The 14,250-nt window shown below is 54.7% G+C and carries 14 protein-coding genes; 3 read left to right on the top strand and 11 right to left on the bottom strand.

Features of this window, described 5'->3' with window-relative positions; genetic code table 11:
- Positions 1–111: 111 nt before the first annotated feature.
- The 10 genes from MKZ07_RS04185 to MKZ07_RS04140 form a co-directional block, all read right to left on the bottom strand.
- On the bottom strand, positions 112–1,080 hold the full coding sequence (locus MKZ07_RS04185) for a GGDEF domain-containing protein (RefSeq protein WP_036694993.1): 969 nt from the start codon (positions 1,078–1,080) through the stop codon (positions 112–114).
- Positions 1,061–1,969, bottom strand: a complete 909-nt coding sequence (locus tag MKZ07_RS04180; RefSeq protein WP_036694994.1) for an EAL domain-containing protein — start codon at positions 1,967–1,969, stop codon at positions 1,061–1,063. Before MKZ07_RS04180 ends, MKZ07_RS04185 begins: the two co-directional genes overlap by 20 nt.
- A gap of 128 nt (positions 1,970–2,097) precedes the next feature.
- The gene (locus tag MKZ07_RS04175) at positions 2,098–3,348 is read right to left on the bottom strand and encodes an MFS transporter (protein WP_341024655.1); all 1,251 of its coding nucleotides are present in this window, start codon (positions 3,346–3,348) and stop codon (positions 2,098–2,100) included.
- Between the two features lie 158 nt (positions 3,349–3,506).
- On the bottom strand, positions 3,507–3,986 hold the full coding sequence (locus tag MKZ07_RS04170; protein WP_036694996.1) for a MarR family transcriptional regulator: 480 nt from the start codon (positions 3,984–3,986) through the stop codon (positions 3,507–3,509).
- 63 nt (positions 3,987–4,049) lie between these two features.
- A complete protein-coding gene (locus MKZ07_RS04165) occupies positions 4,050–4,313 on the bottom strand; it encodes a YlbG family protein (RefSeq protein ID WP_036694997.1) in 264 nt (87 codons plus the stop codon).
- 42 nt (positions 4,314–4,355) lie between these two features.
- Complete coding sequence (locus MKZ07_RS04160) at positions 4,356–4,793, bottom strand: YlbF family regulator (protein WP_036694998.1); 438 nt, start codon at positions 4,791–4,793, stop codon at positions 4,356–4,358.
- 46 nt (positions 4,794–4,839) lie between these two features.
- Positions 4,840–7,089 carry a helicase-associated domain-containing protein gene (locus MKZ07_RS04155; protein ID WP_341024652.1) on the bottom strand — a complete coding sequence of 750 codons (2,250 nt, stop codon included), beginning with the start codon at positions 7,087–7,089 and terminating at the stop codon, positions 4,840–4,842.
- Positions 7,089–8,804: a DNA repair helicase XPB gene (locus tag MKZ07_RS04150; RefSeq protein WP_341024649.1), complete on the bottom strand. Its 1,716-nt coding sequence runs from the start codon at positions 8,802–8,804 to the stop codon at positions 7,089–7,091. Before MKZ07_RS04150 ends, MKZ07_RS04155 begins: the two co-directional genes overlap by 1 nt.
- Before the next feature lie 134 nt (positions 8,805–8,938).
- The gene (locus MKZ07_RS04145; protein ID WP_076154708.1) at positions 8,939–9,373 is read right to left on the bottom strand and encodes a CBS domain-containing protein; all 435 of its coding nucleotides are present in this window, start codon (positions 9,371–9,373) and stop codon (positions 8,939–8,941) included.
- Positions 9,374–9,437: 64 nt separating this feature from the next.
- Positions 9,438–10,619: an amidohydrolase gene (locus MKZ07_RS04140; RefSeq protein ID WP_341024647.1), complete on the bottom strand. Its 1,182-nt coding sequence runs from the start codon at positions 10,617–10,619 to the stop codon at positions 9,438–9,440.
- A gap of 240 nt (positions 10,620–10,859) precedes the next feature.
- Here MKZ07_RS04140 and MKZ07_RS04135 point away from each other — a divergent pair, with 240 nt between their 5' ends.
- On the top strand, positions 10,860–11,207 hold the full coding sequence (locus MKZ07_RS04135) for a YugN family protein (protein WP_036695003.1): 348 nt from the start codon (positions 10,860–10,862) through the stop codon (positions 11,205–11,207).
- A complete protein-coding gene (gene ftsW, locus MKZ07_RS04130) occupies positions 11,204–12,472 on the top strand; it encodes a putative lipid II flippase FtsW (RefSeq protein WP_036695004.1) in 1,269 nt (422 codons plus the stop codon). The genes MKZ07_RS04135 and ftsW overlap by 4 nt, the downstream gene beginning before the upstream one ends.
- Before the next feature lie 98 nt (positions 12,473–12,570).
- Here the strand turns inward: ftsW and MKZ07_RS04125 are convergent, their stop codons facing one another.
- Complete coding sequence (locus tag MKZ07_RS04125; RefSeq protein ID WP_036695005.1) at positions 12,571–12,936, bottom strand: Asp23/Gls24 family envelope stress response protein; 366 nt, start codon at positions 12,934–12,936, stop codon at positions 12,571–12,573.
- A gap of 154 nt (positions 12,937–13,090) precedes the next feature.
- Between MKZ07_RS04125 and cax the strand changes: the two genes are divergently transcribed.
- The gene (gene cax / locus MKZ07_RS04120; RefSeq protein WP_036695006.1) at positions 13,091–14,161 is read left to right on the top strand and encodes a calcium/proton exchanger; all 1,071 of its coding nucleotides are present in this window, start codon (positions 13,091–13,093) and stop codon (positions 14,159–14,161) included.
- Positions 14,162–14,250 lie beyond the last annotated feature (89 nt).

The following is a 14,250-nucleotide window of genomic DNA, read 5'->3' as shown; positions in this document are numbered from 1 at the left end:
ACACTCCACGTAAAAAGGGTCTTGGCATGCTCTTATTGTTGTCAATCTTACCGCACTTACGGCCGTTGTTCAAGCATACCGCCATCCCCGGGAGACTTACATGGCGTAACCTCAGCTGCCCGTCCGGTGCATACTGACATCGCTGTCATCGACGTAGCTGCTGCCTCTGATCATTTTGCAGCTTTTTTTGAAGCGGGCCGCCTCTACCGACAGCTCTTCAATGGAGGCAAACCGGCGGCTGCGGTTCGTAACCACGGCAATCGAGATCGAGACCAGCGGGATCTCCTCCAGTTGTCCCGAACGGCTCTCGGTCAGCACATATTTCTGGGCCAGATGCCCGGCATGATAGAAATCCTTAACCGCCATATCAAACGCCGCGATAATGCTTCTGCAGCATTCCTCATAGTGATAATCGCTGATAAAAATAATAAAATCATCCCCGCCGATATGCCCCAGGAATCCGTTCATCCGCAGCGCCTCATGCTTCAGCAGCTCCGCAGTGGCCTGAATCATCCGGTCGCCTTCCTTGAAACCGTAGGTGTCGTTGTATGCCTTGAAATGGTCAAGATCGATGTAGAGTACACTGAATTCATCCTGAAGCAGCGTCTTCACCATCCACTCGGTAATACTGATATTCCCCGGCAGCCCCGTTAACGGATTCAGGAAGCTGGCGGCCACCGCCTGAATCTCCGCGAAGTTAAGCAGCAGATCCCTTACGCTAACCGCACCGAACAGGGCCTTTTCGTGAGTCACGATCACATAGTCATACAGATTCTCTTCCTGCCTCGACATCGCCTGCCTGCTTACCTCGATAATGGGCGTGTTATAGTCCACCACCAGCGGATTTTTGTCCATCACCAGCTCTACAGGTCTGCCCATATAGAGCGTATATCCGTATAGCGTACCTATTTTCTGATAAAAGCTGATCCTCATAATCAATCCGGCAGTCCGCCCGTTTTCCGTGACGGCTACGCCTTGGAGCTGGGGATTGCTTTTAAAAATCTGGTCCACAAACCCGCATTTATGATGAATCGAAATGTCCGGGATTTGTTCAGCGATTTCACCGATCTGAAGAAACATGCTTACACCCTCCCTTGACTGGATACGGAAGCACCGGAGACGGAAGTGCTCCACGCTCAGGCCGGTGAGCCGGTCTCCCAAGCGCATAGCCCTGACCATATTCCACCCCCGCCATCTGTAAAAAATGCAGCTCCGGCGCTGTCTCAATCCCCTCGGCAATCACCCGGGTAGAGGAACGGTCGGCATATTCCCGGACCAGTCCCAGCAGCTCCTGTTGCTCCCGGCTGGTATGAATTCCCCGGATGAGGGACTTGTCCAGCTTGATGAATTCCGGCTTCAGATAGACCAGCGTCTTGAGACTGTTGTAGCCGGAGCCGGCATCATCCACTGCAATGCGGAAGCCCTGCTCGCGGTAATGGGACAGTACCTTTTCAAACCGGACATAATCCTGCACCGCCTGACGCTCTGTCAGCTCGAAGACGATCCGCTCCGGCGCAAGCCCCAGCTCCTTCAGATAGGCCAGCGTCTCTCCGCTCTTGTGGCGGGGGTCATACAGCACACCAGGCTGCACATTCACGAACAGCAGCTCCCCGTTCCCGGCCTCTGCCTCCGGCAGCCGCTCCATGTACCGGGATAGCGACATCCTCCGGCAGTACTGCTCGAAGCGGAACATCTGATCACTCCGTCCGGCAAAATCATAAAAATGCTCCGTGCTCGGAAACTGCGGCGAAGCGGGCGGACGGTTCAGCGCCTCATGTCCCAGCGTCTCCCCGCTCCGCAAATGCAGAATCGGCTGAAAATACGTATCCAGCAATTCATGCTCCATAATATCCAGCAGCACAGCTAATCTGCCCAGCTCCTGAACCTCATCCCTGAATCTCCCGCTCATATATCTCAGATATTGCGGCAATGCCGCAAGCTTGCGGGACAGGGTTCCTGTCTTATTCATCTAATCCCCCGTATGCTTGTCTTCGTGAATTCAATAACACTCTCCTCAGCATAGATTGGAATTATTAAGCAGGGATAAACTTCGGGACGGGGCATTGCCTTCTGCGCACCTTTTTTCACACTAACGACTTATTTCGACAATACTTCTGTCCGGTTAATTGTATAGAGCACAGGGATCGCCGCTCCAATGAGGATCACCCCCATAAATGCCGGTGCAGCCGGTCCAAGTGACACGTAGAGCTGTCCTCCAACCAGCGGCCCGATCATTCTCGCCAGTGCCTGAATCGATTGACTGCCCCCTTGAACCCGTCCCTGCTCGCCCGCAGCGGCAGATTTGGACAGCATTCCGTTGAACGAAGGCCCGAAGACCGAATCGCCGAAGCCGAAGATAAACATCCCTGCGATAAAAAGAGGATAAAAGGCGAATAAGGCCGACAACGCAAACAGGACGTAGCCAACAATTTCGGAGACCATTCCGAGGAGGGCTATTTGCCTGTCAGTGTATCTTTTGAGGAGCTTTGGCATAATGAATCCTTGGGACAGGATATCCTGCAAGCCCATGATGGAGAACATCACTCCAATGATCACCGGCTTCCAGCTGAAATTATCCAACGTGAACTGTGAAAAAATAGCCTGGAATGATCCATTCGGTATCCATAGCAGGAACGCGGAGACAAGCAGCCTGTTAAGGTTCTTCATGGACAGCAGGTTCGCAAGCTGCGAGAAGGGATTCAGCCTGACTAAGGGGATTACCTTCAGTCTCTTACTTTTCTCCAGACTCTCCGGCATGAACAGGAAGCCATAACCCACATTCAGTAATGTTACGGCTGCGCCAGCATACATGGGCACCGAATACCCGAACTTGGCCAGCAGCCCGCCCATAGATGGACCGATAATCGTCCCCGCCCCTACCACCGCACTCACCCAGCCGAAGTACTTGGTCCGCTGCTCCGGCGGAAGGATGTCTGCAAAATAAGCGAAGATTGTACCGATGCTCCCGCCTGTGATCCCTTCAATGATCCGCCCGGCGAACAGCATCCACAAAGCCCCTCCAAGGCCAAATATGAAGTAACCGGCAGCAGAACCCAGCAGGCATAGGAGAAGCAGCGGACGCCGTCCGTATTTATCACTCAGCGCACCCAGCACAGGCGCCGCACAGAACAGGCAGGCCGCATACGCTGAAGTCAGCAGGGTAACTATCACCGCTTGTTTTCCGGGATCGCTAATGTAAGGCTGGACGAGGAACGGAACCACAGGAGCGATGATACTGAAGCCTATTCCGCATAAAAACACTGAGATTAGACCGAATATAAGCGCGTGCTTATCTACCTTTGGTTCTGAAGATTGATCTTGATGGTGATCAGATCTGGATGTGGACATGTATCTTCTCTCCTTAGAGCTTATGATTTGTTTCCTAAGAAACAATATCATCCTAACACATTTTTGATTCCATGGAAACAAAATATTAACCATAAAAAAACACCCTGCCGGGTGAAGGTAGCTCTGATGAAATATTTTGCCTCAGTCTGGAGGGGAAATTAATCTTCTTCCGTACTGTTCTCCGGCTCCTGCTTCTTAATCTCTTCATCCAAATGCTTATTATACTTCTCCATGAAGCTGAGCATACCGGCATACTGGCTGTCGGTCACCTGCTCAAACACAGGTCTGTCCCGCTCCCGGAACTCACGGTGCAAGTCGTCATGGATCTGATATACAGCCATCCCTTGAACAGTAAGCCTGAAATAGATTTCCTTCTGATTGTCCGGCTTCTGGTAGCTCTCAATAAGCCCCTTATGCAGGAGCTTCCGTGTAATCTTGCTGATCGCCCCCCTGGTCATGTACAAGGCCTCTGCAAGCTTGGTTACGTTGGCGTCCGGATGTGTTCCGATGTATTCAATGCAGTGTACCTCAGAGGGTTTATTGCCCTTAAGGCTGATCTCCATCTTCGACTTGTTCAGCCAGTTCATCTTATTGAATAATTCCCGGAAAGCGGTTAAGACCTGTTCTTCTTTGTTCATTGCGGGTCCCCCTCAAAAAAACAGACGCCAGCGGCGTCTGTCTAAATAACCTTTATCCCTGAACTACAGACCGTAGTACTTGGACTTGTCCGGTCCGTTGCTGGTATATTCCGTCTTCAGTTCATTGCGGTACGAACGCTCAATCTTGCGCACATAAGAAAGTCTGCGGACATTCTTCATGACTTCCTCAGCGCGCTCCGCATTGACGTACATTACCGCATAGTGCATTTTACGGGAAACGTAGTGCAGTGTGCCGTACTTCTCCAGGTTGCGCGCTGCCTTGACGTCGCTAACCCATACAATATAACCTGTCCGTTCCGCAAACATAAGCTCATCCGCCTCTCTTTCTCTATCTCCTCATGGGTCAGCTTATCCGCAGGAGCATTTACCGCCGCTGCCGCATCCGCCTTTGGGGGAGGGGTCATTACTGGGAACCTTAATGCTGTCCGAGACCGAGAATGCGATCGCCTCAGACATGGAATGAAGAATATCATCCAGCGTCTTCTCCGCATTCTTGAACCGGACCACTGCTTCGAACTGCTCCAGTTCCCGCTCTACAGCCTCAACCTCATCCTTGGCCGAGTGATAGTTCGGGTGAAAATGACCAAACCGCTGTGTCTCGTCAAACAGCTCCTTCTTGCTTTGCAGCCGCTTGATCATGGCCTGGATTTGGGGATGGTTATCCACCTGTCCCTTCCAGTATAGGTAATCCGACACTTCTGCGGATTGATTAATCATATCGCCTAATTCATAGGCGTATGTCAGCACTTCGGCCATATCGACCGTATTTAATTCCGCTACGCTCATGAACTTCAACTCTTTTCTGCATTTAATGTTCTACCGCAGCGATAGACTACCTTATCATAACATATCCGCCCGCCTCAGCAGAAGAAGAATTTCTGTCCTTTAGCGGATGCAACAGCTGAATTTCCTGCCAGTCTTCCGCTGCAAGCTCTGTCTCCTCTGCCGTCTCCGTTCCCGGAAGCAGCAGAATGCCCCTTACCTTCCATGGACGTCCGCTGATCCGCTCTGGAATGAAATCCGCCGCCTTGCCCCCGTAGGAGATCCGGACCTTGATTCCCCAGCTTAGGGCTTGCTCCATTACCTTTTGCGCTGTGGTGACATGATACTGCCTCCACTGATTGAACCACATCTGCGGCACGGCCTCCTCACCCGGCAGCTCCAGTATCGAGAGGCCACCTCTATCCAGCGGCAGGAGCTTCGGGGAGGGTCCTGTTCCCAGCAAGCCCCGTTCCCCGGCTGCGGCAGGAAGCACGTAACGCTCCATTGGCCCGGACAGTTCAAACACTTGGGGGTGGGCGGCAGGCCCGTTCTGATTCTCTGCCTTTACGGACGGTGCCAGACCGGCGGCGGCAAGCTCCTTGCGCAGCTGCCCGGCAGCCTCCGGCCGGACGATGAAGTGGAGCGGGCCGATCCGGGTAACGATGTCCTGCAGCCGGGGATGGGCGGCGATATCCTCGCCTTCCTGCTCTCCGGCGCAGGACAGCAGAAGAACCTCCGCCAGCTCCGTCCGTCCGATCGAACTGGCCCACTGCCGGAGCGCCAGTTCGATCTGCTCCGGCAATCCTCCGGCGGCATGGGCGTTCAGCCAGGAGATCACCTCACCCGGAACGAAGCCCTGGTCCGCTGCCGCTTCCAGCCGCTCCCGGGTCAACCGGAAGCTCCAGATATCGTCGTGATGCATTAGCTCCGCACACCCGGCCAAGGTCCAGCGCACCGTATAAGGGACCTCCGGCGGAACCAGCACCTCGAAATCCGGCTGGACTATGAAGCCGGGGGATGCTGAAGCCGGTGCTTGCGGCAGCGGCTCCTGCGCAGCCTCTGCTGCTACGGGACTCTGTGGGCTGAAAACGGTGTCTTGAGCTTCGGAGGCGCTGTCTAGGTCTGCAAGTTCTGAGTTGTTGCCTGCTGTTTCTATGTCACTGTCTACTTGACTTAGGTTTCTACACACTGTTGTTTGGACTCTATCTTGTGGTTTGGTGCCGCTGGCAGCGGTATTTGGGATGCTTTCTGCTATGCTTGGGCTGTTTACGAATATTCTTGGGCTGCTGCTGGTTGTTTCTGTGTCACTGTCTTCTTCCTCTGCCCCCTCTTGATGCTGCGGGATTGTCCCTAGACTACGTCCCGTTAGCTGCGGCTTCACTGCCTTCCAGCGGAAGCACGCCTCCCCTTCCGTTGAAGAGCCCAGCTCACACCAGCCAAAAGCAGCCAGAAGGCGAATCCAGGCACTTGCTGCCCGCTTAAGCCCTGAGTCTGAGTCTGAGTCAGACCCTGCCGCCCCTGGTACAGGCAGCTCCCCGGCAAGACCATTCTGTCTCATCCAGCTTAGAACAGGCGCTACCGCAAACCACTTGTCCGGCCAAAACTCCGTTGCCGAGAGAAAATGTCTGAAATGCTGTTCTTCAGGCAGCGGAGCACCATAACGGCTGATGACCAAGGTATAGAGTATATCAGTCATCTCTTGTGCGGTAAGCGCCAGCCAGCGTTGCAGCATCGGTCTATCTACTACATACCCGCTGCTGTCGCGGGTAATCAGCCCCAGTACGTTCTGCAGATCAATGATTAATGTAACCGGCAGCGGATAGCTCTGGTGACCGGCGGAGGACTCAAGGAGGGCCAGAGACTCCTCCGGTATGGACAACCTTCCGGCTAACCGGCTGAGCTGCTTCTTATGTATCACTCCCTTAGATGTCAGCGGCAGGCCTTCCCGGGCTATGAACAGCAGGCCTTGAAATAACTCTCCTGCCAGTTCTGAACACGCCGCATGCTCAACCCGTACTGCCCCCTCCACCTGTACCTGAGGGCAACCCGTCCAGAAGCTCCGAAGGATCAAGGGATACTGCTGTTGTGGAATCTGATACAGCCTCTCGCCCCACACCTTCTGCCGCAGCTCCAGCATCCCTGCTTGAAGCAATTCGTCCAAGGCAAGCATCTGCTCGGCCCGGCACAGGAATTCAGGCCGCAGACGCTCTATAGAATCTGCTGTACACGGTGAAGCCGCATGCTCTGCCGCTATTCGCAGCAGCACTTCACAAGCGTCCGCAGACAGTCTGCTAATATCATCTGCCGGTTCCAGTTCCATCAGAGAACAACTCCTTCCGCCGGGTCCAGCATCCGAACCCCGTATTCATAGCCTTGCTCTGTCAGGAACATCCGGCGGCGCAGGGCGAAGTCCTGCTCCCGGCTGTCTCCCGTAACCAGTGTGTAGAAATACGCCCGGTTATCCCCCGGCTTCGGACGAAGGATGCGGCCCAGCCGCTGAGCCTCCTCCTGCCGGGAACCGAAGGCGCCGGATACCTCAATTGCCACTGAGGCATCCGGGAGATTCACAGCAAAGTTCGCCACCTTGGAGACGATTAACACCGGCAGCTTGCCTTCATTGAACGCAGCGTACAGTGCATTCCGCTCCTTCTGGGGAGTCTTGCCCGTGATCAGCGGGGCCGCAAGCAGCGCCGCCATCTGCTCCAGCTGGTCGAGGTACTGGCCGATCACCAGAATCGCCGCTGCGGGATGCGCCGAAGCAATCACCGCTGCCGCATGCGTCTTGGCCTGATTGCCCGCAGCCAGCCGGAACTGTTCCTTCGCCCCGGCATACAAATACTGCTGCCGCAGCTTCTGGCTCATCGGGACGATGACCTCGATGCAGTCGACAGCTGCAATCCATCCCTGCCGCTCCAGCACCTTCCAGGGCAGGTCATAGCATCTCGGGCCGATCAGGGAGAACACATCACCCTCCCGCCCGTCCTCCCGGACCAGCGTTGCTGTCAGCCCCAGCCGCCGCGTAGCCTGAATATCTGCGGTCGCCCGGAAGACAGGTGCCGGAAGCAGATGGACCTCGTCATAGATAATCAGCCCCCAGTTCCGTTCATGGAACAGATTCATGTGGACGAACGCTCCTCCCTTGGAGCGCCGGTGGGTCAGCATCTGATAGGTTGTAACGGTTACAGGCCGCACCTCCCGGTGCTCTCCCGTGTATTCCCCGACCTCATCTTCGCTCAGCGAGGTCCGCAGCAGCAGCTCCCCGCGCCACTGTTCCACAGAAGTCGTACTCGAAGTAAGGATCAGCGTCTCACACTGCAGCTGCTCCAGCACCGCAAGGCCCACAACGGTCTTGCCTGCCCCGCAGGGCAGAACCACCACACCGCTGCCGCCATGTCCGCCGGTTCCCTGGAACTTTCGGACAGCCTCCCGTTGATAATCCCGGAGCTCGAATCCACTGCTGCTGCCTGCTTGGACATTGTTCCCCAGAGATTCCCGCCAGGCTATCTTCAGCTGCTGCCCGTCCCGATACCCTGCGTAGTCAAGAACCGGATAGCCCAGTCTAGTCAACTCCTGCTTCAGCAGCCCCCGGTTCATCTTCGGACAATGGCTATGCAGCTCTCCGGCCCGGCGCAGGCCCAGCTCCTTCAGCTTCTGAGAGTTATTCAGTTCATCCAGCAGACTCGCCCGGTCAGCGGTTAATGTTACAAGCTGTGAATCAGTGTCATCCGCATGCAGGTGCAAGCTTCCGTAACGGGACATCAGCAGCTCCATCTCCCCCTCCACTTCGGAAGGAATACCCCACCTGGACAGCCTGCGGAGTCCTTCAATGACCTCTGCCGCTGTCTGTCCCCCGGCTGCGGCGTTCCATAGGGACAACGGTGTGATCCGGTAAGTGTGGTAGGCTGGAGGACTTTTGACAAGCTCGGCAAATCCGCTTAGAACCGCCCGCGCCTCCTCAGATCCCGGATGTCCGCATTCCAGCAGAATCGTCCGGTCGTTCCGTGTAATACATGGTCCTGCCCCTGCTCTGCTCATCCTGTTCCCTCCTTGTCTGCTATAGTGATACAATTCTCTTTTTACCTACCCTCATTTACTCATTCGACCCGCATCTCTCCCTACAACGAAAAAGCCCACCTCCGCCTAACGGATATGAGCCATTCGTCATTCTATTAATGCAGCTGCTGCCGCTGTGAGATTTCGTGAAGCGCCTCAGCAGCCTCATCTGCGAACATTCTCTTATTTGCCAAATCACCTAGGGAGACTACTCCGGTCAGCTTCTTGCCCTCTGTCACCGGAATGCGCCGGATCTGCGCCGAGGCCATCAGCTCTGCCGCTTCCTCCACGGAGGCGGACTCCTGAACGGAGAGGACCTCCCGGCTCATGACTGTCTCCACGGCTGTTGAGCCGGGGTGCTTGGCCGCATACCCGCGGATGACCAGATCGCGGTCTGTAATCACACCAATCAGCGTTGCCCCGTCAGCCGAATCTACCACCGGAATGAAGCCTGTCCCACTATCTCTCATAGCGACGGCAACCTCGTAGATATTGTCCAGCAGAGTAACCGACACCGGCTGCGCGGTCATCACTTCTTTGACTGTCTTCAAGAATGAACCCTCCTGTCCACGTTACCATGGCATTTGAGAGTAGTTTTTCCTGTAGCGGTAACATTTATACGGATAATGACTCATTCAGACAGGAGTCGGCCATACCTACCAGCAGCTTCAAGCCATAGAGCATGGCATCCTCATCGAAATCAAATTTGCTGTGATGATGCGGATAGTCGGCATCCTTGGCCTCATTGCCCGCACCCACGAAGATGAAGCAGCCGGGAATCTCTTGAACATAATAGGAAAAGTCCTCCGCCGGCATTATCTTCTCCATCAGCATCACATTGGCATCTGTACCCAGCGCCTCAGGGGCAACACGGGCAAAACGTTTATACTCAACAATGTCATTCACCAGGGGCGGATACCCCATCAGATAGTCCACCTTCGCCTCTGTACCATACGCTGCGGCCACGGACGCCGCCATTTCTTCAATTCGGCGGCGGATCAGATGACGCGTCTCTCCATCGAATGCCCGCACCGTCCCGGTAATACGGCAGCGCTCGGCAATGATATTCTGGGCCGAGCCGCCTTGAATCGTTCCTACGCTGACCACAGCAGGGCACAGCGGATCAACGTTGCGGCTGACAATCGTCTGCAGCCCGGTGACCAGTGCCGCACCGGCCACAAGGCTGTCTGCTGTGCGGTGGGGCATGCCCCCGTGTCCGCCCCGGCCGACCAGATCGATGAAGAACTCATCGGCCGAAGCCATCAGCGGCCCCGGCGCACTGCCTACCGTCCCCAGCGGGAACGGCGTCCATAGATGCAGCCCGTAGACGGCGTCCGCACCCGCAAGCACGCCTTCCGCAATCATGCCCACTGCGCCGCCGGGACAGATCTCTTCCGCCGGCTGGAAGAGAAAGCGGATTTCCCCCCTCAGCTCCTCACGGCGGGAGCTGTAATACGCTGCCGCAGCCAGCAGCATGGCGGTATGCCCGTCATGCCCGCAGGCATGCATGACCCCGGGATGCTGTGAAGCATATTCCCGGCCGCTCTCCTCCGTAATATTCAGCGCGTCCATATCTGCACGCAGGACTACCGTTCTGCCGGACTCCCGGCCTTTAAGTATCCCTGTCAATCCGTAGCCTGCTGTACTTCGCCGGACCTCAATCCCCAGCTCCGTGAGCCTTGCCCCGACATAAGCGGAGGTCTCCTTCTCCTCATAGGACAGCTCCGGATGACGGTGCAGATGGCGGCGCCATTTGACCATTTCCGGGAGCAGCTCCTCGAACTTTAACCTCTCCATAACTCTCCATTCCCTTCTCGGACAGTATCCTGCGGATAAGCCTGCGGGGCAAGCCCTTGAGTTCAGTCCGCTCCGCAGCCTGCCAACTTTCTTTTATTGTAGCAGAAACGCAAAAAAGTGGGTATCGATCAGCCCGTTCTACCTTGCGCAACCCCCGGAAACAGACTATCATGAGGAAGAACAATAACAAATTTTAATTACAAATGAATCATTATACTTCATTAGGGGGAGTTGTGCGCTATGATATTTGAGAACACGGGCCTCGAAGGATTGAAGAGCGACCTTCTTTATCTCGACGAGAGTGCATCCAAAGCAGGATTCATCAGATGGCAATGGGAATACTACCGCGCGACTTATGACTGCAAGATAGAAGACCGCAAGGATGGCGGCGAATACTTCCTGCGCATTAATACCCGTGCTGTGGAAGGGAAGCTGGAGAAGGCGGACGCGGTGCTGGCGATTGAAGCCGTCTATCTGGGCAAGGCCACCTTCCCCCACGGACTGGAATATGAATCTCCGGTGCCTCAGCCGGTGCTTGAGGTAGCCCAGAAGCATATCGATGAATTGAAAGCGCTGCTGGAAGCTTGAGTACCGCGAAGGGAAAACCGGCCGCCAAAGCCAACCCGCCCAAAAGAGGAACGCCCGATTTCCAGCTGCTTATTCTCACCCTGTTGTTCGTAGGCTTCGGCCTACTTATGGTGTTCAGCTCCAGCTCCAGCTTAACCCTTGCCAGCGGGAAATACAGCAATAATGCATTTTTCTTCGTCAAAAAACAATTGGTCTGGGCCGTGCTGGGTAGCTTCATCATGTTCGTTGTCATGAATATCCACTACAGCAAATTCAAGAAATGGTACGCCCCGATCTTCGTGATTACCCTCGTCCTGCTGCTGTTCGTAGCAACCACTGAGGGGATTAACGGCGCCAAGAGCTGGATGAGTATCGGAACCCTTGGGATTCAGCCTACCGAGCTGGCCAAGATCTCTATCATTCTCTACCTGGCTGCCCTGATCACCAAAAAAGGTGAACGCCTGCGCGATTTGCGGACAGGGTATATCCCGGTCATGATTATCGTCGGAATTGTCGCCGGACTGATTATGATGCAGCCCGATCTGGGCTCGTGCCTCATTCTAGTTGCAACCAGCGGACTTGTCATCTATGCCGGCGGTGCCAGCATGAAGCACATCATGGGATCGATCGCTCTGCTTGTTCTGGGGGTAGCCCTCGTCATAGGCGCGAAGGCAGCCATTGATTCCTTGTCCCCTCACACCGAGAAAGCTGAATTTCAGAAAGACTACAGACAGGGCCGCATTGAAGCCTTCCTTGACCCGGAGAAAGATGCCTCCGGCAGCGGCTACAATATTATGCAATCCCTGATCGCCCTTGGCGAGGGGGGAACACAAGGCTCCGGATTCGGACAGAGTATCCAGAAGCTGCATTATCTGCCGTATCCGTATACCGACTTTATCTTCTCCGTCATTGGTGAGGAGCTCGGCTTTGTCGGAACCGCGTTGTTCCTGCTGCTCTATCTGTACTTCATCTGGAGAGGGATTTTAATTTCACTGCGGTGCACCGATCCCTTTGGCACACTGGTCGGCATCGGGATTATGGGACTGATTGCCATTCAGGCCTTCATCAACATCGGCGGTGTCACTAATACGATCCCGATGACCGGGGTTACCTTGCCCTTTATCAGCTACGGCGGCTCCTCCCTGCTCGTCACCATGCTATGCATGGGGATTATGCTCAGCATCTCACGGGAGACCAACCGTCCTGCCAAGGAGGAAGTCGTGAAGTCTGTGACTACGGTCAGACAAGTGCGCAACAACAGAAGTGCAGGCACACGCGCACGCTAAGAGGCCACCTACATACAGATGAGGGTTGAGCCAAGTTGAAAGGCAGTCCGGAATATATTCCGGACTGCCTTTTGCATGGATGACTAATATAATTGTGCTTAAGAAATCTCGTCGTTCTTGAAGGCTACGCCTTCGACCTTAACGTTAACCTCTACGATGTGAAGTCCGGTCATACTCTCCACAGCCTCGCGAACATTCTGCTGAAGCATGCGGCACACTTCATGAATCGGCGTTTCGTACAGTACGATGATGCGCAGATCGACTGCAGCTTCCAATTGACCCACTTCGACAGTAACACCCTTCTGCACGTTCTTGCCGCTCAGGCGCTTTGCCCAGCCCTCTGACAAACCGCCAGACATAGCTGCAATTCCGGGAGTCTCAAGCGCGGCCAGGCCGGCAATTTTTGAGACAACGTCATTCGATATCCGTATATTTCCCAATTCCAGTTGAAGCTGTTCTGCCATGCCATATCCCCCCTACTCTCATTATCAATTATTGTAATTCCAAAGCAGGCTAAAAAGCAAATGACTTTCTCTCACCCCCGTTTACAGCCAGGAACAATTTGGGTATATTGATTATGAATTCAACCTACATATAGAGACTGGAGAGTGCTTACCCTTGAAAAAATGGATCTCACCGGCGCTGCTGGTCATCAGCTTCATCCTTAGCGCCATAGGGCATTACGCGAATTGGGATCATACGCTTCAGTTCGTATTGTCCGCCGTTTCAGTCATCTTCGTGGCCGGTTTCCTCGGCCGGGCCACTGAGAGTGTAGCCCACTACGCCGGACAGCGGCTTGGAGGGTTCCTGAACGCAACCTTCGGCAATGCGGCCGAGCTGATCATCGCCTTCTTCTTAGTCAAGGAAGGACTGTTTGACATGGTCAAAGCGAGTCTGACCGGCTCCATCATCGGCAACCTGCTGCTCGTCCTCGGACTTAGCATTTTTGCCGGGGGCATGAAGTTCAAGGTTCAGAACTTCAATGTCACACTCGCCGGTCTGAACGGCTCGCTGATGATTGTTGCGGTCATCGCCCTGTTCGTCCCGGCCATGTTCTTCAACACGCATTCCATCACTGAGAAAGACACTGATGTGCTTAGCCTTGTTGTTGCCGGCCTGCTGATTGCCGCCTACCTTGCCTGGCTGGTCTTCTCCATGATCACACACAAGAAGTATTTGGCGGATGTTACGGACGATACTGCGGAAGAGCTGCCGAATGAGCATGCTCCAGTCTGGTCCCGGAACCGTTCAATCCTCTATCTCGTCCTTGCCACTGTGATGGTCGCCTTCGTCAGTGAATGGCTGGTCGGAACGCTGGAGACTCTCACCGAACGCTTTGGCTTCAGCGAGCTGTTCGTCGGTGCATTCCTTGTAGCAATTATCGGTAACGCCGCAGAACACAGCGCTGCCATTATGCTCGCCATGAAGAACAAGATCGGAGCCGCAGTTGAGATCGCCGTAGGCAGCAGTCTGCAGATTGCCCTGTTCGTCGCTCCTGTGCTGATCTTCGCCAGTTATTTCATGGGCAACACCATGTCGATTGTGTTCACCACGATTGAGATCGTAGCCATTGCCGTATCGGTGTTCATCGCCAAATCGATTATTCAGGACGGCGCAACCAACTGGTACGAGGGTCTCCTGCTGCTGGCGGTCTACATGATTCTGGGCGTGTCTTTCTATTTGGTCTGATTGCCCTTCTGAGGCCCTATAGCTCCATTAAAAAAACGCACATGATCGACCACCGGGTCCTTCATGTGCGTTTTGTTGAAAATATAAGA

The sequence above is a fragment of the Paenibacillus sp. FSL P4-0338 genome, from assembly GCF_038002365.1.
GTDB lineage: Bacteria > Bacillota > Bacilli > Paenibacillales > Paenibacillaceae > Paenibacillus_AQ.
This window is presented reverse-complemented; position numbering and strand designations above follow the sequence as displayed.